Raw genomic sequence first — 19,465 nt, 5'->3', positions numbered from 1 at the left:
TCCGTCATATCTCCTGATCTGAGAGACGCCGACAGGCAGAAGGATGCCCCGGTCTCCCGCACAGATGGGGCCGGGGCATCCGCGTCGACCGGCACGGTCCGAGGACGGCAGGTCGCTCAGGCGCCCGGCCCCTCTGCCAAGAAGAGGGCCGGGCGCCGGTCAGGGGGTTCAGGCGCGCTGCAGGCGGTACCGGAGCGCGGCGAGCTCGGCCCACAGCGGGGCGGGGACGCGGCCGTCGAAGGTGCGGTAGAACTCCTCCGTGAGGTCGGCCTCGCGCAGCCAGAGCTGCGGGTCGACCGCGAACAGCTCGTCGAGGTCGGCCTGCGACACCTCGATGCCGTCGAGGTCGAGGTCCGCGCTCTGCGGCAGGCGGCCGATCGGGCTCTCCACCGCTCCGACCTCGCCCTCGATGCGACGGATGATCCAGTCGATCACGCGAGAGTTGTCGCCGAAGCCCGGCCACAGGAAGCGGCCGTCCGCGCCCTTGCGGAACCAGTTGACCTGGAACACGCGCGGTGCGCGGTCGAAGCGCAGCTTCTGGCCGATGCTGAGCCAGTGACCGAAGTAGTCGGCCATGTTGTAGCCGCAGAACGGGAGCATCGCGAACGGGTCGCGGCGCAGCTCGCCGACCGTGCCCTCCTGGGCCGCCGTCTTCTCGGACGAGATGTTCGAGCCCATGAAGACGCCGTGCGTCCAGTCGGTGGCCTCGACCACGAGCGGGACGTTGGTAGCGCGGCGTCCGCCGAACAGGATGGCGTCCAGCGGCACGCCCTGCGGGGCGTCCCAGTCGTCGGCGATCTGCGGGCACTGGGCCGCAGCGACGGTGAAGCGCGAGTTCGGGTGGGCGGCGGGACGACCGGAGGCCGGCGTCCACGGGTTGCCCTCCCAGTCGGTGAGCTGTGCCGGCGGCTCGTCGGTGAGGCCCTCCCACCAGACGTCGCCGTCGGGGCGCAGCGCCACGTTCGTGAAGATGGTGTTGCCCCACAGCGTCTCGACGGCGGTGACGTTGGTCGACTCGCCCGTGCCGGGCGCGACGCCGAAGAATCCGGCCTCGGGGTTGATCGCCCAGAGGCGCCCGTCCTCGCCGGGACGCAGCCACGCGATGTCGTCGCCGAGGGTCTCGACGCGCCAGCCGGGGATGGTCGGGCGGAGCATCGCAAGGTTCGTCTTGCCGCACGCCGACGGGAACGCCGCCGCGAGGTGGTACGCGCGGCCGGCCGGGTCGATGACGCGGATGAGGAGCATGTGCTCGGCGAGCCAGCCCTCGTCACGGCCGATGACCGAGGCGATGCGCAGCGCGAAGCACTTCTTGGCGAGGATCGCGTTGCCGCCGTAGCCCGAGCCGTAGGACCAGACCTCGAGGGTGTCGGGGAAGTGGACGATGTACTTCTCGTCGTTGCAGGGCCATGCGACGTCGGCCTGGCCAGGCTGCAGCGGAGCACCGACGGAGTGCACGGTCTTGACCCAGTGCGCACCGCCCGCGATCTCGCGCAGCACGTCGGTGCCGACGCGCGTCATGATGCCGATGGAGGTGACGGCGTAGGCGCTGTCGGTGACCTGCACGCCGATGTGCGACAGCGGGCCGCCGACCGGGCCCATCGAGAAGGGCACGACGTACATCGTGCGGCCCTTCATCGACCCTTCGAACAGGGGCGTGATGGTGGCGCGGATCTCGTCGGGAGCGGCCCAGTTGTTCGTGGGGCCGGCGTCCTCCTCGCGCTCGGACGCGATGAACGTGCGCGCCTCGGTGCGCGCGACGTCGCTCGGGTGCGAGCGGGCGAGGTAGGAACCCGGACGCCACTCCGGGTTGAGCTTGATGAGCTTGCCCTCTTCGACCTGCTCGCGCAGCAGGGCCTCGTTCTCGGCGCGGGAGCCGTCGACCCAGTGGATGCGGGCCGGCTGGGTGAGCGCGGCGATCTCGTCGACCCACGCATGCAGTGCGGCCATGCCCTCGCCGTGAACGGTCGGCGCTTCGCCATACGTCCGGCTCAGGGTGGGACGGGCGGAGGTGGAGCCTTCGGTTCGGGGGAAGATGTCGGCAAGGGCCATGGTGTCGCTCCTCGTTGATGCAGATTCGTGCTCTTCCTCTACTTTCGGGCGTAACAGACGGCTCTTCCCAGGAAATCTGGCGTCAAGAGTTGCAATTCTTTCGCTAGCATCAAGGAATGCCCCCCACGTCCCTCGAACTGTCGACTCTGGGCCACCGCATCCGTCATCAGCGTCTCGCCCACGGGTACACGCTCGACGAGCTGGGCGCGCTCGTCGGAGTCGCCGGCAGCCAGCTCAGCCTCATCGAGAACGGCAAGCGCGAGCCGAAGCTCTCACTGCTGCAGGCGATCGCGTCGACGACCGGCGTCGAGGTCGGCGACCTCCTCTCGGCCGAGCCGCCCAACCGCCGCGCGGCGCTCGAGATCGAGCTCGAGCGCGCGCAGGCGGGGTCGGTGTTCCGCCAGCTCGGCGTCCCCCCGATCAAGGTGACGAAGGGGATGTCCGACGACACGATCGAATCGATCCTGGGCCTGCACCGCGAGCTGCAGCGCCGCGAGCGCGAGGCGATCGCGACCCCCGAAGAGGCACGCCGCGCCAACACCGAGCTCCGGCTCATGATGCGCGAGCGCGACAACTACCTCGCCGACATCGAGAAGCTCGCCGAGAAGCAGCTCAAGGCGGCGGGGCATGTGTCGGGTGCTCTCACCCACCGCACCGTCAGCATCATGGCCGAGAAGCTCGGCTTCGAGCTGATCTACGTGAACGACCTCCCGCACTCCACGCGCTCGGTCACCGACCTCGAGCACGGCCGCATCTACCTGCCGCCGGCCTCCATCCCGGGCGGCCACGGTCTGCGGTCCATGGCGCTTCAGGCGATGGCGCACCGGCTTCTGGGTCACGAGAGACCGACCGATTACGCCGACTTCCTGCAGCAGCGGCTCGAGATCAATTACTACGCCGCGTGCTGCCTCATGCCCGAGACGGCATCGGTCGCGTTCCTGCAGCAGGCCAAGAAGGACCGCAACCTCGCCGTCGAGGACTTCCGCGACGCGTTCGGCGTGACGCATGAGGCGGCCGGCATGCGGCTCACGAACCTCGCGACGCACCACCTCGGGATCAAGCTGCACTTCCTCCGCGTCGACGGCTCGGGCGCGATCTCGCGCGTCTACGAGAACGACGATCTGCCCCTCCCGATGGACGTCACGGGCGCCGTCGACGGCCAGATCGCCTGCCGCAAATTCTCGGCCCGCGCCGCCTTCTCCGAGCAGAACCGCACGACCGAGCACTACCAGTACACCGACACCCCCGCCGGCACGTACTGGTGCTCGACGCAGACCGGCACCACCGCGGAGGGCGAGTTCTCGATCACGGTGGGCGTGCCGTTCGACGACGCGCGGTGGTTCCGCGGCCGCGAGACGCAGAAGCGCGCGACCTCGACATGCCCCGACGAGTCGTGCTGCCGCCGGGTCGCGTCCGACGTCTCGGAGCGCTGGACGGGCAAGGCCTGGCCCAGCGCACGCGTGCACATGCAGATGTTCTCGCCGCTCCCCCGCGGCGCGTTCCCCGGCGTCGACGACAACGAGGTGTACGACTTCCTCGACCGCCACGCGGACTGACAGACGAGGAGTATGGATGCCGCGGCCCGGGCACCCGTCGCGTGCTACGCAGTGATGAAGTCGCGGTAGCGCTCGAGCGCGGCGACGATCTCTTCGGCGGTCGCGGCGCCGGGGGTGAACAGCTCGGGCACGGGAGATTCCGCGTGGCGGCCGACGGCCAGCGAGTGCGTCCACACGCCGACCGCCTCGCCGCGGGCGACGAGGATGGGGCGCACGATGCCGTTCATGCTCGGGCCGATCGCGCTCAGGAACTCCGGCGCGCAGGGCACGGTGCGGTCGACGTACGAGAGGTAATACTCCTCGAACGGCGGCAGGGCCACCACCTCGGGCGCCGCGGCGCTGCGCCGTGGCGCGGGACCGGCGACGACGTACTGCGGCTCGGGTTCGTCGGCGACGAGACGAAGGCGATCGGATGCCGCCTCCGCCGCATCGCGCGAGACCCCGAGCGGAAGCCCGGTCCACCACGCGAAGTCGCGCGCGCCGGCGGGCCCGTGCGAGGCGATGTAGCGGACGAAGAACTCGGCCATCGGATCGGCCGGGGTCGCAGCATCCGTGATCCATTCGTCGGCGAGCACGAAGAACTGTTCGCGTGTCGGTCCCTTCTCGCGCGGCACGACAGGCCCCTGGCACAGCACGGCGCGCAGCGACAGCGCGACCAGCAGGTGATAGCCCCGTTGGCGGAACGTCGAGACGCCGCCCTGCTCCCACACCTGGAACAGCTCCTTGCGGGTGAGGCGGTTGCCGCCGCTGAGTGCGGCCCGCGCGAGGCGCTCGGCACGGTCGGCCTCGCCGCTGTCGATGCCCTCGCTGCGATGAACGGCCGCCGCCTGCCGGCGCTGACGCTCGGCGGTGAGCGACAGCACCCACTCCATGTCTGCGGTGGGGATCGTGTGGATCGTTCCGCGCATCGTCCACGTGCGCACGATCTCGCCACGGCCGTAGGCGGCGTCGACGTCGCGCACCGTCGTTCGGCCCCGCACGCGTGACGCGAGCGCCCAGCGCCCACCCCAGAACTCCTGGCTCTGCGTCGCGAGCATGTGCCGTGCCGCGTCGGCGACCGTCGCCGCGGGGGCGCTCAGGCGATGCGACCGGAGCCGCTCGTTCCGCAGGGTCGAGGCATCCACCCGCTCATCATGGCGCAGGCCACGGACGCGCGGCGTCCGCGATCGTCAGCGCTGGTGCGCGTCGTCGTCGGCCGTGAGCGCGGTGATCGGATTCCTGGTGGTGCTCTGATCCCGCGGCGAGAGGGATGAGCGGATGCCTCGGCCCGAGGCATCCGCTCTCCGCTGTCGTGGACTCCGGGCATGCGATCTCCCTATGCTGACGGAATGACGGTGCCCGCCGAGGATCCGCGGAGCTGTCCCACGTGCGGCGACCTGCTGAGATTCGAGATCCTCGACGACGAGCGCTTCCTCGTCGCCTGGTCGTGCGTGAACTGCGGCCTGATCCGTACGACCGAACCGGCTTAGGAGACCTCCATGGATGAGTCGACGAACGGGTCGGGCTGGATCTCCCCTGCAGCGTTCCACCGGGCGCCGGACGTCTCCGACTGGCGCGTCACCGGCACCGGCCCGCAGGCCGTGTTCAGCGCGACCTCGCTCGCGCACGCCGCCGAGCTCGTCGCGCCGATCGTCGCCGCCGCCGCGCGGCTCGACCTCCTGCCCGACATCGACCTGCGCCCCGAGGGGATCGTCGTCCGTGTCCCGTACCGCGACGCAGAGGGCATCCCGGCGGCCGCCGGGGACTTCGCGGCGGCCGTGTCGCGCGCCGCCGCCGAGCGCGGCCTGACCCCTGATCCCTCGCGCGCGCAATCGATCGGCATCTACGTCGCCGAGCACTCGCGGGCCGACGTGCGACCGTTCTTCATCGCCGCACTCGGCTACGAGCCCCTGGGCGACACGGATGCTGCGGACCCGCTGCGGTGCGGACCGCAACTGGCGTTCAACCCGATCACCGGAGACTCGCCGTCGAGGGGCCGCACGCATTTCGACGTCTTCGTGCCGGCCGACCAGGCTCAGGCGCGGGTGGATGCTGCACTCGCCGCGGGCGGCAGACTCGCCGACGACTCGCACGCTCCGGCCTGGTGGTCCCTCGCCTCGCCCGACAACCACGGCGTCGATATCGCGGCCTGGACGGACACCTTCGACTGAACGGCGGCGCCGCGGTCTCGTCTTCTTGACGAGAGCCGAGGACGAAGAGCACCCTGAGCACATGACCCGTGAGCTGGCGGACGAGGATCAAGCCCTCTCCGACGTCGTGGACCGGCTGGAAGAGCGGTTCCCCTCGAAAGATCGTTCCGAGATCGAGCGCGCCGTCACCGAGGCCCGCTCGCACTTCGAGCGCGCGAAGGTGCGCGACTTCGTCCCCGTGCTCGTCGAGCGTGAAGCACGCGCGCGGCTGGAGCATCCGCTCTGAGAGCCCGCCCCATCGGGGTGCTGGCACGAGGCGACCTCTGAGAGCACATCCGGCGGATCCAGGCGACGCTGCTCGGCGCCCTCGCCTGACCGCGTCGACCCGCGAGCCCGGTCTCAGCTGACGGCCGGCGGGACCGTGATGCGCATGACGGTCTTGTTCTTGCCGATGTGACGCTCGAACGTGAACCCGGCCTTCTCGAACATGGATCTCGTGCCGTTGTGGAGGAAAGACGACGACGTCTTCTTGCCGGGCGGGAGCTCGTTGGGGAACGAGACGACTTCGCCGCCGCCGGCCCGCGCGATCAGCTCGAGCGCTCCATCCAGCGCTTCGCGCGCCACCCCCGAACGCCGGTGATCGCGGTCCACGAAGAAGCAGGTGATGCGCCACGGCGCGGGGTTGGTCTCTCCCGCGTCGTACTCCTTGCGGTGGTAGATGCCGGGCAGTTCGGTCGGACTGCCGAACTCGCACCATGCGATCGCGTCGTCGCCGTCGAAGACGAGCGCTGCGTGCGCGACGCCTTCGTCCACGAGTCGCTGCTTGAACGTCGGGCGGTCGTACGCGCTCTTGACGGTGTGGTCCGTGTCGCCGTGGAAGTACGAGCAGTAGCAGCCGCCCCAGACGCCGTTGTGCTTCTCCGCGAGCGCCAGCCATGCCGGGAAGGTCTCGGGAGTGAGCGGTCTGACCACGTGCGACGTCGCCAGGGCCACGTCCTATCTCCGACCCGACCTGGCCGCGGTGATGATCTGCGCCAGCGCCCACCCGGCGGCGGACACGAGCGGCACACTCACGATGATCATGGCCACGGGGTTCGGCTGGAACTTCGGACCGTTCGGACCGTTCACGTACGCGCCGATGGGCAGCACGTAGCCGCCGCCACCACCGCCGCTTCCTTCGCCCTCACCCTCGGGCAGCGACCCGCGCTGGGGCCACTTGCCCGATCCGCCGCCGCCGCCGAACCCGAAGATCACCAGCGCCGCGGGGGTCACCTGACGCCCGCCGACGTCGACGGTCTCGCCGAAGGCCATCTTGGCGCCCCAGGACGGCGCTGACTTGGTCAGGCTCTCGATCGGTGACTCCATCACCCACTCCTCCGGTTACGCCCGTACACGCTGACACCCAACATACGGAGCCGTGCGGGACGCCACCAGAGGTACGTGACGGATTACTCCGGCGCGTACTTGAACGAGAGCTGGATCCGCGAACGGAACAGCAGGGTCCCGTCGTCGCCGACGACGACATCCTGCTTCGTCACCTCGGCGATGCGCAGATCGTGCAGCGATCCTGACGCGGTGCTGATGGCTTCTCGGGCGGCCTCCTCCCAGGAGGCGGCACTCGTGCCGATGACGTCGATCACTCGGTAAACGCTCATCTTCAACCCCTCATCGCTTCATCGTCGATGCCGACAGGTCCATAGTGATCGCGCTCGCGCGCGGATGGAAGGGGTCCCCCTGCGCGTCAGAACGGGTTCGGCGTCAGTGTGTACTTGGTCTGCAGGTACTCGTGGATGCCTTCCGCACCACCCTCGCGGCCGAGGCCCGACATCTTCCAGCCGCCGAACGGGGCGGCGGCGTTGGAGACGACGCCCATGTTGAGCCCCATCATGCCGGTCTCGAGTCGCTCGATCATGCGCTGCCCGCGCGCGAGGTTCTCGGTGAACACGTAAGACACCAGGCCGTACTCAGTGTCGTTGGCGAGGCGGACGGCCTCGTCCTCGTCGTCGAACGGGACGATGGCGAGGACCGGCCCGAAGATCTCCTCGCGGAGGATGTCGGATCCCGCCTGCACGTCGGTGACGACGGTGGGCTCGTAGAACGTGCCGGGACCGTCGACCTCGTTGCCGCCGGTGGCGACCTTCGCGCCCCGCGACACCGCATCCTGCACCAGCTGCGACGCCTTCGCGACGGCGCGGTCGTCGATGAGCGGGCCGATGACCACGCCCTCCTCCGTGCCGCGACCGATCTTGAAGCCGTTGACGCGGTCGGTGACACGGCGGGCGAACTCGTCGGCGACCGAGCGGTGCACGATGAAGCGGTTCGCGGCCGTGCACGCCTGGCCGATGTTGCGGAACTTCGCCGCGATCGCGCCGTCGACCGCCTTGTCGAGGTCGGCGTCGTCGAACACCACGAACGGCGCGTTGCCACCGAGCTCCATCGACGTGCGCAGCACGCCCTGCGAGGCCTGCTCGAGGAGGCGCTGGCCGACCTGCGTCGACCCGGTGAACGAGAGCTTGCGCAGCCGCGGGTCGCGGATGATCGGCTCCGACACCGCACCAGACGTCGACGTCGTGAAGACGTTGACCACACCGGCCGGCACGCCCGCGTCCTCGAGCAGCTTCGCGAACGCGAGGGTCGTGAGCGGGGTGAGCTCCGCGGGCTTGATGACGACGGTGCAGCCGGCGGCGAGCGCGGGCGCGATCTTGCGGGTCGCCATCGCGAGCGGGAAGTTCCACGGCGTGATGAGGAAGCAGGGGCCGACCGGGTGCTGCGAGACGATCATGCGGCCGGTGCCCTCGGGGTTCGCACCGTAACGGCCCTGCACGCGCGCGGTCTCCTCGCTGAACCAGCGGAGGAACTCGCCGCCGTAGGCGACCTCGCCACGGGCTTCGGCCAGCGGCTTGCCCATCTCGATCGTCATCAGCAGCGCGAAGTCCTCCTTGCGCTCCTGCAGCAGGTCGAAAGCGCGCCGCAGGATCTCGGCGCGCTCGCGAGCGGGCGTCGCCGCCCAGGCGGGGAACGCCTCGGAGGCCGCGTCGAGTGCCGCGATGCCGTCCTCCGGTGAAGCGTTCGCGATCTCCTTGACGACGTCGCCGTTCGACGGGTCGTAGACCTTCAGCGTCTTGCCGCCGGATGCCGCGCGCCACTGCCCGCCGATGAACAGCCCGTCGGGGACGGACGCCAGCAGCTCGGACTCACGGGTTTCGGTGATCGTCGTGGTCACGGGGACTCCCTTGTCGGTTCCGGATGCTGCGGGGACGCGGCATCCGTTCTGTCGATGTCTACCGGGCCATTCTGACCCGTCGCCGCTCGAGCGGCCGATATACGCGATGTACAGAAGCGAGGGCGCAATCGCCGCCGCGGAGCCACTCAGCCGGCGATCGCCGCCGGCTCGTGCTGGGGTAGGAACGACTGCGCGAGGAACGCCGTCAGCTCGTCGGTCGCCGCGAGCGGGAGCACCGCTGCGACGTACTGGTCGGGGCGCACGACCACGACCACGCCGTCGCGCGAGACGCCGCGCTCCTCGAAGATGTCGTCGGTCGTCCAGGCGCTCGGCGCGGCCGCGTAGACCTTCTCCCAGTCGGTGAGCTCGAGGGGTCCGGTCTTCGGCCGGAACAGTCCGGGCACGAGGTTGAGGTTGACCTCTTCGTGCGCCTGCTGGTAGATCACCTTGACGTCGAACACGGCATCGACGTCGGCCCCCTCCGGCGTGAAGCGCTGCACCGGCGACTCGGGCGACGCCATGAAGGCGGCCCAGTCGGAGAGGACGGATGCCTCGCCGGCGGAGGGGGCGTCGGCGAAGGCGTAGATCCGCCACCGGCCGTCGGCCTTGGCGTGGTGGCCGAGGTGGACCGGATTGCCGTCGCACACGCGCACGACCTCGACCGACTTGAAGCGCTTGCCCAGCGGGAACCCCTCGGCGAGCGCCTGGTGCGCGGCATCCGTCACGATCATCGACGCGCCGTACTGCGTCATGAAGCCCGACGGGAACTCGGCGGTGCCGAGGTAGAAGGTGGCGAGCTCCTGCGGGTCGGAGATCTCCTCGGGCTTGCGGGCCATGAGGGTCGACCACTCGCGGTCGAAGTCGATGAGCTGCTGCGCGACCGGCTGGCGCTCGGCCGAGTAGGTCGAGAGGAGGGAGGCGGGGCTCAGTCCGGTGAGCACGTGCCCCAGCTTCCAGCCGAGGTTGAAGCCGTCCTGCATCGACACGTTCATGCCCTGGCCGGCCTTGGCGCTGTGCGTGTGGCACGCGTCGCCGGTGAGGAACACGCGCGGGTCGTGGCCCTGATCGACGTCGACGTCGTCGAACTTGTCGGTGACGCGGTGGCCGACCTCGTACACGCTGTGCCACGCGACCTGCTTCACGTCGAGCGAGTACGGGTGGAGGATCGCGTTCGCCCTGCGGATGATCTCGTCGATGGGCGTCTGGCGCACGCGGTGGTCGTCGTCAGCGGCGACCGCGCCGAGGTCGACGTACACGCGGCAGAGGTAGCCGCCCTCGCGCGGGATCAGGAGGATGTTGCCGGCCTCGGCGTTGATGGCGCACTTCGTGCGCCAGTCCGGGAAGTCGGTGTTGACGAGCACATCCATGACGCCCCACGCGTGGGCCGCGAACGCGCCGACGTGCTTGCGGCCGATCGCCTCGCGCACGCCGCTGCGCGCGCCGTCGCACCCGACGACATACTTCGCGCGGACGGTGCGCTCCTCGCCGGCGCGCTCCCCCGCCGTGTGACGCACCCGCACCTCGACGGGGAAGTCGCCGTCGTCGTGGACCGTCAGCCCGACGAACTCGATGCCGTAGTCGGGCAGGATGCGTCCCGGACCGTGTGCGGCGGCCTCGGCGAAGTAGTCGAGCACGCGCGCCTGGTTCACGATGAGGTGCGGGAACTCGCTGATCTTGAAGGCGTAGTCCTCGGTGCGCGCCGTGCGGACGATGTTGTCGCGGTTCTCGGGGTCGGGGCCCCAGAAGTTCATCCACGCGATGTTGTAGGCCTCGGCGATGATGCGCTCGGCGAACCCGAACGCCTGGAACGTCTCGACGCTGCGCGGCTGGATGCCGTCGGCCTGTCCGAGCACGAGACGCCCCTCGCGACGCTCGATCAGGCGGGTCGTGACGCCGGGGAACTGCGACATCTGCGCCGCGAGCAGCATGCCCGCGGGCCCGGAGCCCACGATGAGCACGTCCGTCTCGTCGGGCAGTTCGGTCGGGCGGTCGATGCCGGTGCCGGCGGCGTCCTGCACCCGCGGGTCGGCGGAGACGTAGCCGTGGTGGTGGAACTGCATCGGTGTCCTCCTCGGACGACGGTGTCGAGGGCTCGTGGCGTGGGGTTGTTGCTGCGAGCGAGAGCGTGTTCTATATTCGAACACGTCGTTCTACTATTGAACAAATCGTATACGAAGGGATGGGCCATGACAAGCCTCGAGGGCACGACCGCGCCCGCGTCGCAGACGCTGAGTCGCGGCATCCGGATCCTCGAAGTGCTCGCCGACGCGCGCGGTCCCCTCTCGATCGACGACATCGCACTGCGCCTCGGGGTGCACCGATCGGTCGCGTACCGGCTCCTGCGCACGCTCGAGGACCACGGGCTCGTCGAGCGCGACGCCGCCGGCCGCATCGAGCTGGGAGCGCGCCTCGCCGCCCTCGCGGCGGGCGTCGCGCACGACCTGCAGGCCGAGGCCCTGCCCGAGCTCACGGCGGTCGCGGGCGACCTCGGCGTGACCTGCTTCCTCGCGGTGCTCGACCACGAGGAGTGCGTGACGCTCTCGAGCGTCGAGCCACGCCACGCCGTGAACCCCGTCGCGCAGCGGCCGGGGACGCGGCATCCCGTCACGCGCGGCGCTCCGGGCAAGGCGATCCTGTCGCTGCTGCCGAAGGCCTCGTGGCCGGCCGACGTGTCTCCGGATCTGGCGACGGAGGTGACGGATGCTGCCGCCCGCGGCTTCGCGACCAGCCACGACGAGGTCATCCCGAGCCTGCGGGCGGTCGCCGTGCCGCTCGTCGTGCGCGGGCGCGGGCCTGCGGCGATCGCCGTGGTGTTCGTCGCGACCTCGCACTCGGACGAGGAGATCGCCGCCCGCCTTCGGGCGTCGGCCGCCGCGATCCGCGACGCGCTCGGCGGCTGAGGCTCTCGCGGGCTACGCGGTCGTCGAGTACTCGGTGACGAGGCGGATGTTGTACTCCGCGACACGCTGCGGCACGCCGTCGAACGCCTCGGCGCGCGCGTCCGACGCCAGGTACTCCTTCTCGAGGGCGACGAACGCGTCCTCGTCGCCCGGGGCGCTGACGGCCCACACGAACTCGTTCGTCTCGGGAAGGCCATAGGCGAACTCGATCGCGAAGCCGGCGGCGGGTCGCACCCGCGGCATCCACTCGCTCCACCACGCGACGAACGCGTCGTACTCCCCATCGACGAGCGTGTACCGGCGCAGCTGGGTCGTCTTCATGACTCCCATCCTGCCCGAAGACCTATACTCGTCACGTCCGGTGGCACCGTCGCCCTCCGGTGCTCGAAAAAAGGGCACGCAGCGCGCTCGCGCGAGACACATACGGCTCCTGATCCGTTCCGTCTCGAAAGGCACCGCCATGTCTCCTGCCATGAGCACTGTCTCGGCGCACGTCGCCCTCACGCTCGCCCACCACATCGACCACGTCTTCGGCGTGATGGGCAACGGCAACGCGTACTTCCTCGACGCGCTCGAGCGCTCCACCGACGTGCACTTCACCGCGGTGCGTCACGAGGCCGGCGGCGTCGTCGCCGCGGACGCGTACCACCGGGCCTCCGGCCGGCTCGCCGCGGCGACCGCGACCTACGGCGCCGGCTTCACCAACACCCTCACCGCCCTCGCCGAGGCGGTGCAGGCGCACGTGCCGCTCGTGCTCGTCGTCGGCGACGAGCCGACCTCCGGACCCCGCCCGTGGGACGTCGACCAGATCGCCCTCGCGTCGGCCGTCGGTGCACGCACCTATACGGTGGGGCGAGCGGATGCTGCGGCCACCACGATCATCGCGATCGAGCACGCCCTCACCTACCGCGTGCCGACGGTGCTCGCGATCCCCTACGACGTCGCCGCGCGCGACGCCGGCCCGCTCCCCGAGGCCCCGGAGCCACGGCTGCCGGCCCCTCTCGTGCCCGCGGGACCCTTCGCGGAAGGCGCTGTCGAGGGACTCGTCGAGGCGCTCGCCTCGGCAGAGCGACCGTTCCTGCTCGCCGGACGCGGTGCGTGGATCTCCGGCGCCGGCGAGGCCCTCGGCAACGTCGCCGACGCGGTCGGCGCCGTCACCGCCTCCACCGCGCTCGGTCGCGGCATCTTCCCTCGCGGCGAGTTCGACCTGGGGGTGACCGGCGGCTTCGGGGCCGAGGGGGCGATGGCGCTCGTGCGCGAGGCCGACGTCGCCGTCGTGTTCGGCGCGTCCCTCAATCAGTTCACGATGCGCTTCGGCGACCTGTTCGCGCCCGGCACACGGGTGTTCCAGGTCGACGTCGCGCCCGCCGCGACCCACCCGCACGTCGGCGGCTACGTCCGAGGAGATGCCGCTGTCGTGGCCCGCGCCGTCGCCGACGGCCTGCGGGCGCGCGGCGGCGCGGCGAGCGGCTGGCGCGAGTCCGTCGACCTCATGCCGCTGCGCGCATATGATCCTGGCGAGGGGGTCGCACCCGACGGTCGCCTCGATCCCCGCTCCATCGCCGCGCGCATCGGCGAGCTGCTGCCCGAGGACCGCGTGGTCGTCTCGGACGGCGGTCACTTCATCGGCTGGGCGAACATGTACTGGCCCGTCGCCTCGCCCGACCGGATGACGATGGTCGGCACGGCGTTCCAGTCGATCGGCCTCGGCTGGCCGTCGGTGCCCGGCGCCGCGCTGGCGAAGCCGTCGGCGACCGTCGTGCTGACGACGGGCGACGGCGGCGGGCTCATGGCCCTCGCCGACCTCGAGACCGCCGTGCGGGTCGCCGGCGGCCGGGGTCTCGCCGTCGTGTGGAACGACGCGGCCTACGGCGCCGAGATCAACCTCTACGGCCTCAAGGGACTCGCGAAGGAGCCGATGCTCATCCCCGAGGTCGACTTCGCCGCACTCGCGGCCGGCGTCGGCGCCGAGGGCGTCGTCGTGCGCACCCTGGCCGACCTGGACCGGCTCGCGGAATGGGCGGCCGAGCCCGCAGCATCCCGTCGTTTCCTCGTTCTCGATTGCCGCATCTCGGGCGAGGTGATCGCGCCGTACCAGCGCGAGATCATCCGCGTGAACTCCTGACATCTTGGCGAGTCGGCAAGTCACGTCGGTCGCCTCGCGCGATCCTGGCGAGTCGCCAGAAACGGCACGGTCGCCGAATTGCGCCAGGCTCTGACGACTCGCCAAGAATGAGCGGCGATTCCGTGGCGTTTTGGCGACTCGCCGATTCCGCCGGGAGACGGGCGGGGCAGCCGGACGCTGTCACTCCCCGATGAACTCTGGTCTGCGTTTCTGCTGGAACGCGGCGAAGCCCTCGCGGTAGTCGGCGGTCGAGCGCAGGGCCTCCTGGCCGCGGGTCTCTTCGGCGACGGCATCCCACAGCCGCGCGTCGCGCAGGCGCGCGATGAGGCGCTTCGAGGCGACGAAGGCGGCGGTCGCGCCCGAGGCCGCGCGAGCGGCGCGCTCGCGCGTGAACGGCAGCACCTCGTCGGCCGGCATCGCCCGGCTGAACAGCCCGGCCGTCACCGCCTCGGCTCCCGACAGGAAGTCGCCCGTGTAGATGAGGTCGAGGGCGCGGTGTGCGCCGAGCCGCTCGTAGAGGAGCGCGTGACCGCCCGAGTCGAGCATCGCGCCGAGGCTCGCGAACGGCGAGCCCACCTTCGCCGAATCAGCGACGTAGACGACGTCGGTCGCGATCGCGAGCCCGAGCCCCACGCCGAGGCACGCCCCCTGCACCGCAGCGAAGGTGGGTGCCGGGAAGTCCGCCATGCGGCGCATCAGCCGCTCGACCTCGCCGAGGTATCCGGGCACGTCGTCGGTCTCGGGGTCGACGCCGGCGATGTCGCGCCCGGCGCAGAACGCCCGCCCCTCGCCGCGGAGCACGAGAGCGCGGACACCGGATGCTGCGGCCTCGGCGTATGCGTCGTCCAGCTGCCGGAGCGCCTCGAGCGAGAGCGCATTGAGCTTCTCGGGGGCGTTCAGCGTGATCTCGGCCACGGCGCCGTCGATGGCGAGGTCGATCATGGCGTTCCTCCTAGACGTCGTAGTCGACGACGACGGTATCGGTCGTCGGGTGCGACTGGCAGGTGAGCACGTACCCGCGCTCGAGCTCGTCGGGCTCGAGCGCGTAGTTCTCGGTCATCGTGACCGACCCCTGCAGCAGGCGCGCACGGCACGTGCCGCACACTCCGCCGGCACACGCGAACGGCACATCGGGGCGCACGCGCAGCGCCGCGTTGAGGATCGACTCGTGCGCGGCAACCGGACTGTCGACGGCCTGGGACTGCCCGTCGAGCGTGAACTCGATGCGGCGCACGGGCTCGTCCGGCGCGACGACCACCGGGCGCCCGGCCGACGGCTCGGCCCTCTCCCCCTCTCCCGTCGTGAAGAGTTCGTAGCGCACGTGCGCGGGGTCGACGCCGATGTCGGCGAGGGTGTCGCGGCACAGCTGCACGAGCTCGAACGGCCCGCACAGGAACCACTCGTCGACGGTGTCGGGCAGCACGAGGTCGCCGAGGATGCGCCGCAGGCGCGGCTCGTCGATGCGGCCCGACAGCAACGGCGCGGTGCGCTGCTCGCGCGAGAGCACGTGATGCAGCGCGAGACGCGTCGGGTAGCGGTCCTTGAGGTCCGACAGCTCGTCGAGGAACATGACGTCGAGGCTCGAGCGGTTCGTGTACACGAGAGTGAACCTCGACGTGCGCGATCGCGCGAGCACGGTCGCGGCGAGCGCCATGAGCGGCGTGATGCCCGACCCCGCGGCGATCCCGGCCACGTGCGTGTCATCGAGGTCGGCGAGCTTCGACGTGAAGGTGCCCTGCGGGCTCATCACGTCGATCTCATCGCCGACCTTCAGCTCGGTCTGCGCCCACGTCGAGAACCGGCCGCCCAGGTCCCGCTTGATCGCGACGCTGATCGTGCGCGGCTCGTCCCCCCCGCCGCCCGCGTCCTCCGCCCGGCACAGCGAGTACGAACGGCGCACCTCATGGCCGTCCAGCACGGTGCGCAGCGCGACGTGCTGCCCAGCGAGGTAGTCGAACTCGTCGCGGGCCTCCTCGGGGATCGCGAACGTCACCTCTATCGAGGCATCCGTCAGCGGCCGCACCGCGGCGACCCGCAGCGTGTGGAACCGTGCACGATGCTTGGCGCCGCGCGGCCCGCCGACGGCGGTCGTGAGCAGTGTCTCGGCGATGCGCGCGTTCTCGCTCGCCGCCGCCTCATCCGGCCGCATCAGTGCACCTTGAAGTGGTCGAACGGCTCCAGGCAGGCACGACACTCGAACAGCGCCTTGCACGACGTCGACCCGAACCGGGCGATCTCGCGCGTGTCGAGCGACCCGCACCGCGGGCACCGCACCGAGAGCTGCAGGCGGATCGGCCCCGCCACCGCCGCGCGCCCGGTGGGGGGCGCGATGCCGTACTCGACGAGCTTCTGCTTGCCGGCATCCGTCATCCAGTCCGTGGTCCACGCGGGGGCGAGCACGAGCCGCACGTCGACGTCGTCGAATCCGGCTGACGTGAGCGCGAGAACGACGTCGTCGCGGATCGCGTCCATCGCCGGGCACCCCGAGTAGGTCGGCGTGATCGTGACCGTCACGCGCCCGGCGTCGAGCGCGACGTCGCGCAGCACACCGAGATCCTCGATCGTGAGGACGGGAACCTCGGGATCGAGGACGGATGCCGCTACCTCCCACGCGCGCTCGCGCGTCATGGTGGCGGTCACCACGTCGCCCCCGGGTGCTGCCGGGCGAGTACCTGCATCTCGGCGAGCAGGTAGCCCAGGGTCGGGAAGTGCGACCCGCGGCGTCCGCCGGCCGACGACATCGGCGTGGCAGGCACTTCGAGCTCGGCCTCGGCGAACACCGCGGCGATCACGGCGGCGAACGCGGACTGCAACGTCGACGGCCGCACGGCGACCCCGTCGAGCCGATCGATCAGCGGCTCGTCGCGGAACAGCTCGCCCACGTACGGCCACACATCACCGATCGCGCGGATCATGCGCCGACGCGACTCGTCCGTGCCGCCTGCGAGGCGCAGGGTCCACTGCACAGCGTGGTCGCGGTGGTACTCGACCTCCTTGACCGCCTTCGCGGCGATCGCCGCGAGCGTCTCATCGGACGACCCCGCGAGCGCCGAGTACAGCTCGAACAGATACACGGATGCCGCCAACTGGCGTGCGATCGTCTGCGCGAAGTCTCCGTTGGGCTGCTCGAAGAGCCAGGCGCTGCGGAACTCCGGCTCGTCGCGCCAGTAGGCGAGGTCGTCCTCGGTGCGGTCGTCGTAGGTTCCGGCGTAGCGGAGGAAGGAGCGGGCGTGCCCGAGCAGGTCGAGGGCGATGTTGGCGAGCGCGACGTCCTCCTCGAGCTCCGGGGCGCGGGCGATCCAGGCGCCGAGCTGCTGCGACAGCACCAGCGCGTCGTCGCCGAGCCACAGCGCGTACTCGGCGACGTCCGCCGTCGCCGCACGGCCTTCGCCGCCGGCGAGCTCGGCCGCCAGCTCGACCTGCTCGACGGTGACGTCGCCGTGCGGGAGCTCTTCCCGGGTTCGGGGCGCATTTTCTCCGTTGGGGCGCAGGTTCTGCGCCCCAACGGACGAATCGCGCCCCAAACCCGTGTGGCCGACAGTGCTCACAGGTGCGGCACCCCCTCCGACGCCGTGTAGTACGTCGCGTGCCGGTAGTTCTTGCCCGCGGGGCTCTCGAAGAACGCGCCCTTCGCGTCGGGGTCGCTCGTCGTGATCGCGTCGGCGGGCACGACCCAGATCGACGTGCCCTCCCCTCGGCGGGTGTACAGGTCGCGGGCGTTGCGCAGCGCCAGCTCGGCGTCCGGCGCGTGCAGCGACCCGGCGTGCACGTGGCTGAGCCCGCGGTTGGCACGCACGAACACCTCCCACAGCGGCCACGACTCTCGGGGCGACGCACCTGGAGTGGTCATCACGCGGCTCCCTTCATCGCCTCGGCCTCGCGCAGCTGCTGCTTGCGGGCGTACTCGGCGGCGGCCTCACGCACCCACGCGCCGTCGTCGTGGGCATTGCGGCGGTTGCGGATGCGCTCCACGTTCATCGGCCCGCGCCCGGCGAGCACCTCGTGGAACTCCGTCCAGTCGATCTCGCTGGTGTGCCACCGCTCGGCCGCCTCGTCCCACCGCAGCTCCGGGTCGGGAAGCGTCACACCCAGCACCTCGGCCTGGGGCACCAGCATCCCGATGAACCGCTGCCGCAGGTCGTCGTTCGAGAACCGCTTGATCTTCCACGCCATCGACTGCGCAGAGTTGGGCGACTCGTCGTCAGGGGGCCCGAACATCATCAGCGACGGCCAGTACCAGCGGTTCACCGCATCCTGCGCCATCTCGCGCTGCGCGGGCGAGCCCTGCATGAGCGTCAGCAGGATCTCGAACCCCTGCCGCTGGTGGAACGACTCCTCCTTGCAGATGCGCACCATCGCACGTCCGTACGGACCGTAGGAGGCACGGCACAGCGGCACCTGGTTGCAGATCGCGGCGCCGTCGACGAGCCAGCCGATCGCCCCCATGTCGGCCCAGGTCGGCGTCGGGTAGTTGAAGATCGACGAGTACCGCGCGCGACCCTCGATGAGCTGTTCGGTCATCTCGTCGCGCGTGATGCCGAGGGTCTGCGCGGCCGAGTACAGGTACAGGCCGTGGCCCGCCTCGTCCTGCACCTTGGCCATCAGGATCGCCTTGCGCTTGAGACTCGGCGCGCGGGAGATCCAGTTGCCCTCGGGCTGCATCCCGATGATCTCGGAATGCGCGTGCTGCGAGATCTGCCGGATCAGCGTCTTGCGATAGGCCGCCGGCATCCAGTCCCGCGGCTCGATGCGCGAGTCGGCCTCGATGATCGCGTCGAACGCGGCCCGCTCGGCCGCCTCGTCGATCAGCGTCTCGGTCGTCATCATCGACTCCTTATTTACAGACCGTTCGTTCAGTAAGTCTACCTCGGACGGACGGATGCTGCGCCCCGACGCTCATTCCGCGTCGCCGGGGTGGGTGCGCCGGGTCGTCAGCGACCGGCCGCGGAACTCGGCGACCACGTCGCCGGTCTCGTCGGTGACGGTGACGTCGTAGAGGCCGTTGCGCCCCGAGAGGATGCGCCGCCGCGCGTGCGCGGTCAGGGTCTGGCCCGCGCGGGTGGCCTTGAGGAAAGAGATGTCGGCGCCGGCGGCCACCGTGACGGCGTCGTCGGCGCCTGCGGCCAGCGGATCACGCTCGTTGCACGCCATCGCGAAAGCCGTGTCGGCGAGCGCGAACACCATCCCGCCGTGGGTGATCGCGAACCCGTTCGTCATGTCGTCGCGCACCCGCATCGACACGACCGCCTCGCCCGGCTCGTCGCGCTCGACGACCATGCCGAGCGCGGCCGACGCGCGGTCGCGCTGCAGCATGCGGCGCTGCCCGACGAAGTGCGCGGCGGGGTCACTCATGAGCCGACCTCCGCGCTGCCGAAATCGGCATCTGCTGCCCACCCGCCGGCGCCCTCCGCGGTCACGCCGCGGAAACCAGCATCCGCTGTCGAACACATCGACCGCGAACGCCGATTTCGACCGCGCGACGC

Annotated in this window: 21 protein-coding genes; 6 read left to right on the top strand and 15 right to left on the bottom strand. The window is 70.6% G+C overall.

Features of this window, described 5'->3' with window-relative positions; all coding sequences use genetic code 11:
- Nucleotides 1-168: 168 nt before the first annotated feature.
- Nucleotides 169-2,049, bottom strand: coding sequence for a phosphoenolpyruvate carboxykinase (GTP) (locus ACEYYH_RS06090; RefSeq protein WP_374977358.1), 1,881 nt, complete (start codon nt 2,047-2,049; stop codon nt 169-171).
- 116 nt (nt 2,050-2,165) lie between these two features.
- On the opposite strand from ACEYYH_RS06090, the gene ACEYYH_RS06085 reads away from it, so the two are divergent.
- Complete coding sequence (locus ACEYYH_RS06085; protein WP_374977357.1) at nt 2,166-3,605, top strand: helix-turn-helix domain-containing protein; 1,440 nt, start codon at nt 2,166-2,168, stop codon at nt 3,603-3,605.
- A 44-nt stretch (nt 3,606-3,649) separates the two neighbouring features.
- On the opposite strand, the gene ACEYYH_RS06080 is transcribed toward ACEYYH_RS06085, so the two are convergent.
- Nucleotides 3,650-4,729, bottom strand: a complete 1,080-nt coding sequence (locus ACEYYH_RS06080) for a winged helix DNA-binding domain-containing protein (RefSeq protein ID WP_374977356.1) — start codon at nt 4,727-4,729, stop codon at nt 3,650-3,652.
- A 204-nt stretch (nt 4,730-4,933) separates the two neighbouring features.
- Here ACEYYH_RS06080 and ACEYYH_RS06075 point away from each other — a divergent pair, with 204 nt between their 5' ends.
- From ACEYYH_RS06075 to ACEYYH_RS06065, 3 genes are all read left to right on the top strand, one after another.
- Nucleotides 4,934-5,074 carry a hypothetical protein gene (locus ACEYYH_RS06075; protein ID WP_181911681.1) on the top strand — a complete coding sequence of 47 codons (141 nt, stop codon included), beginning with the start codon at nt 4,934-4,936 and terminating at the stop codon, nt 5,072-5,074.
- Nucleotides 5,075-5,083: 9 nt separating this feature from the next.
- On the top strand, nt 5,084-5,755 hold the full coding sequence (locus ACEYYH_RS06070) for a VOC family protein (protein WP_374977355.1): 672 nt from the start codon (nt 5,084-5,086) through the stop codon (nt 5,753-5,755).
- 61 nt (nt 5,756-5,816) lie between these two features.
- A complete protein-coding gene (locus ACEYYH_RS06065; RefSeq protein ID WP_116194128.1) occupies nt 5,817-6,020 on the top strand; it encodes a three-helix bundle dimerization domain-containing protein in 204 nt (67 codons plus the stop codon).
- Nucleotides 6,021-6,133: 113 nt separating this feature from the next.
- On the opposite strand, the gene ACEYYH_RS06060 is transcribed toward ACEYYH_RS06065, so the two are convergent.
- From ACEYYH_RS06060 to ACEYYH_RS06040, 5 genes are all read right to left on the bottom strand, one after another.
- Complete coding sequence (locus ACEYYH_RS06060) at nt 6,134-6,727, bottom strand: GNAT family N-acetyltransferase (protein WP_374977354.1); 594 nt, start codon at nt 6,725-6,727, stop codon at nt 6,134-6,136.
- A 3-nt stretch (nt 6,728-6,730) separates the two neighbouring features.
- Nucleotides 6,731-7,099: a hypothetical protein gene (locus tag ACEYYH_RS06055; protein WP_374977353.1), complete on the bottom strand. Its 369-nt coding sequence runs from the start codon at nt 7,097-7,099 to the stop codon at nt 6,731-6,733.
- Nucleotides 7,100-7,182: 83 nt separating this feature from the next.
- Complete coding sequence (locus ACEYYH_RS06050; protein ID WP_116194131.1) at nt 7,183-7,389, bottom strand: dodecin family protein; 207 nt, start codon at nt 7,387-7,389, stop codon at nt 7,183-7,185.
- Between the two features lie 86 nt (nt 7,390-7,475).
- Nucleotides 7,476-8,945 carry an NAD-dependent succinate-semialdehyde dehydrogenase gene (locus ACEYYH_RS06045; RefSeq protein ID WP_374978170.1) on the bottom strand — a complete coding sequence of 490 codons (1,470 nt, stop codon included), beginning with the start codon at nt 8,943-8,945 and terminating at the stop codon, nt 7,476-7,478.
- A gap of 158 nt (nt 8,946-9,103) precedes the next feature.
- On the bottom strand, nt 9,104-11,017 hold the full coding sequence (locus ACEYYH_RS06040) for an FAD-dependent monooxygenase (RefSeq protein WP_374977352.1): 1,914 nt from the start codon (nt 11,015-11,017) through the stop codon (nt 9,104-9,106).
- 126 nt (nt 11,018-11,143) lie between these two features.
- Here ACEYYH_RS06040 and ACEYYH_RS06035 point away from each other — a divergent pair, with 126 nt between their 5' ends.
- Nucleotides 11,144-11,857 carry an IclR family transcriptional regulator gene (locus tag ACEYYH_RS06035; RefSeq protein ID WP_374977351.1) on the top strand — a complete coding sequence of 238 codons (714 nt, stop codon included), beginning with the start codon at nt 11,144-11,146 and terminating at the stop codon, nt 11,855-11,857.
- A 12-nt stretch (nt 11,858-11,869) separates the two neighbouring features.
- On the opposite strand, the gene ACEYYH_RS06030 is transcribed toward ACEYYH_RS06035, so the two are convergent.
- Nucleotides 11,870-12,178 carry a hypothetical protein gene (locus ACEYYH_RS06030; protein WP_374977350.1) on the bottom strand — a complete coding sequence of 103 codons (309 nt, stop codon included), beginning with the start codon at nt 12,176-12,178 and terminating at the stop codon, nt 11,870-11,872.
- A 151-nt stretch (nt 12,179-12,329) separates the two neighbouring features.
- Between ACEYYH_RS06030 and ACEYYH_RS06025 the strand changes: the two genes are divergently transcribed.
- On the top strand, nt 12,330-13,982 hold the full coding sequence (locus tag ACEYYH_RS06025) for a thiamine pyrophosphate-binding protein (protein WP_374977349.1): 1,653 nt from the start codon (nt 12,330-12,332) through the stop codon (nt 13,980-13,982).
- 180 nt (nt 13,983-14,162) lie between these two features.
- Here the strand turns inward: ACEYYH_RS06025 and ACEYYH_RS06020 are convergent, their stop codons facing one another.
- From ACEYYH_RS06020 to paaI, 7 genes are all read right to left on the bottom strand, one after another.
- On the bottom strand, nt 14,163-14,924 hold the full coding sequence (locus ACEYYH_RS06020; protein ID WP_374977348.1) for an enoyl-CoA hydratase/isomerase family protein: 762 nt from the start codon (nt 14,922-14,924) through the stop codon (nt 14,163-14,165).
- Nucleotides 14,925-14,934: 10 nt separating this feature from the next.
- Nucleotides 14,935-16,131 carry a 1,2-phenylacetyl-CoA epoxidase subunit PaaE gene (gene paaE / locus ACEYYH_RS06015; protein ID WP_374977347.1) on the bottom strand — a complete coding sequence of 399 codons (1,197 nt, stop codon included), beginning with the start codon at nt 16,129-16,131 and terminating at the stop codon, nt 14,935-14,937.
- Complete coding sequence (gene paaD / locus ACEYYH_RS06010) at nt 16,131-16,610, bottom strand: 1,2-phenylacetyl-CoA epoxidase subunit PaaD (protein WP_374978169.1); 480 nt, start codon at nt 16,608-16,610, stop codon at nt 16,131-16,133. Before paaD ends, paaE begins: the two co-directional genes overlap by 1 nt.
- Nucleotides 16,611-16,618: 8 nt before the next feature.
- Complete coding sequence (paaC, locus tag ACEYYH_RS06005) at nt 16,619-17,530, bottom strand: 1,2-phenylacetyl-CoA epoxidase subunit PaaC (protein ID WP_374977346.1); 912 nt, start codon at nt 17,528-17,530, stop codon at nt 16,619-16,621.
- Entirely contained in the window at nt 17,527-17,832 is a 306-nt protein-coding gene (gene paaB, locus ACEYYH_RS06000; RefSeq protein WP_159845965.1) for a 1,2-phenylacetyl-CoA epoxidase subunit PaaB, read from the bottom strand. Before paaB ends, paaC begins: the two co-directional genes overlap by 4 nt.
- Nucleotides 17,832-18,806: a 1,2-phenylacetyl-CoA epoxidase subunit PaaA gene (paaA, locus tag ACEYYH_RS05995; RefSeq protein WP_374977345.1), complete on the bottom strand. Its 975-nt coding sequence runs from the start codon at nt 18,804-18,806 to the stop codon at nt 17,832-17,834. The genes paaB and paaA overlap by 1 nt, the downstream gene beginning before the upstream one ends.
- A gap of 72 nt (nt 18,807-18,878) precedes the next feature.
- Nucleotides 18,879-19,334, bottom strand: a complete 456-nt coding sequence (gene paaI, locus ACEYYH_RS05990) for a hydroxyphenylacetyl-CoA thioesterase PaaI (RefSeq protein ID WP_374977344.1) — start codon at nt 19,332-19,334, stop codon at nt 18,879-18,881.
- Nucleotides 19,335-19,465 lie beyond the last annotated feature (131 nt).

Source organism: Microbacterium trichothecenolyticum (assembly GCF_041938625.1).
Classification (GTDB): Bacteria; Actinomycetota; Actinomycetes; order Actinomycetales; family Microbacteriaceae; genus Microbacterium; species Microbacterium trichothecenolyticum_D.
The sequence above is the reverse complement of the archived record's forward strand: the minus strand, read 5'-3'. Positions and strand labels throughout refer to the sequence as shown.

Excerpts from the sequence above, each read along its gene's own strand:
- ACEYYH_RS06040 (WP_374977352.1), bottom strand. The coding sequence starts at position 11,017 with ATGCAGTTCCACCACCACGGCTACGTCTCCGCCGACCCGCGGGTGCAG.
- ACEYYH_RS06085 (WP_374977357.1), top strand. The coding sequence starts at position 2,166 with ATGCCCCCCACGTCCCTCGAACTGTCGACTCTGGGCCACCGCATCCGT.
- paaE (WP_374977347.1), bottom strand. The coding sequence starts at position 16,131 with ATGCGGCCGGATGAGGCGGCGGCGAGCGAGAACGCGCGCATCGCCGAG.
- paaD (WP_374978169.1), bottom strand. The coding sequence starts at position 16,610 with ATGACGCGCGAGCGCGCGTGGGAGGTAGCGGCATCCGTCCTCGATCCC.
- ACEYYH_RS06030 (WP_374977350.1), bottom strand. The coding sequence starts at position 12,178 with ATGAAGACGACCCAGCTGCGCCGGTACACGCTCGTCGATGGGGAGTAC.
- ACEYYH_RS06070 (WP_374977355.1), top strand. The coding sequence starts at position 5,084 with ATGGATGAGTCGACGAACGGGTCGGGCTGGATCTCCCCTGCAGCGTTC.
- ACEYYH_RS06050 (WP_116194131.1), bottom strand. The coding sequence starts at position 7,389 with ATGAGCGTTTACCGAGTGATCGACGTCATCGGCACGAGTGCCGCCTCC.
- paaB (WP_159845965.1), bottom strand. The coding sequence starts at position 17,832 with ATGACCACTCCAGGTGCGTCGCCCCGAGAGTCGTGGCCGCTGTGGGAG.
- ACEYYH_RS06020 (WP_374977348.1), bottom strand. The coding sequence starts at position 14,924 with ATGATCGACCTCGCCATCGACGGCGCCGTGGCCGAGATCACGCTGAAC.
- ACEYYH_RS06065 (WP_116194128.1), top strand. The coding sequence starts at position 5,817 with ATGACCCGTGAGCTGGCGGACGAGGATCAAGCCCTCTCCGACGTCGTG.
- ACEYYH_RS06055 (WP_374977353.1), bottom strand. The coding sequence starts at position 7,099 with ATGGAGTCACCGATCGAGAGCCTGACCAAGTCAGCGCCGTCCTGGGGC.
- ACEYYH_RS06090 (WP_374977358.1), bottom strand. The coding sequence starts at position 2,049 with ATGGCCCTTGCCGACATCTTCCCCCGAACCGAAGGCTCCACCTCCGCC.
- ACEYYH_RS06035 (WP_374977351.1), top strand. The coding sequence starts at position 11,144 with ATGACAAGCCTCGAGGGCACGACCGCGCCCGCGTCGCAGACGCTGAGT.
- ACEYYH_RS06025 (WP_374977349.1), top strand. The coding sequence starts at position 12,330 with ATGAGCACTGTCTCGGCGCACGTCGCCCTCACGCTCGCCCACCACATC.
- ACEYYH_RS06075 (WP_181911681.1), top strand. The coding sequence starts at position 4,934 with ATGACGGTGCCCGCCGAGGATCCGCGGAGCTGTCCCACGTGCGGCGAC.
- paaI (WP_374977344.1), bottom strand. The coding sequence starts at position 19,334 with ATGAGTGACCCCGCCGCGCACTTCGTCGGGCAGCGCCGCATGCTGCAG.
- paaA (WP_374977345.1), bottom strand. The coding sequence starts at position 18,806 with ATGACGACCGAGACGCTGATCGACGAGGCGGCCGAGCGGGCCGCGTTC.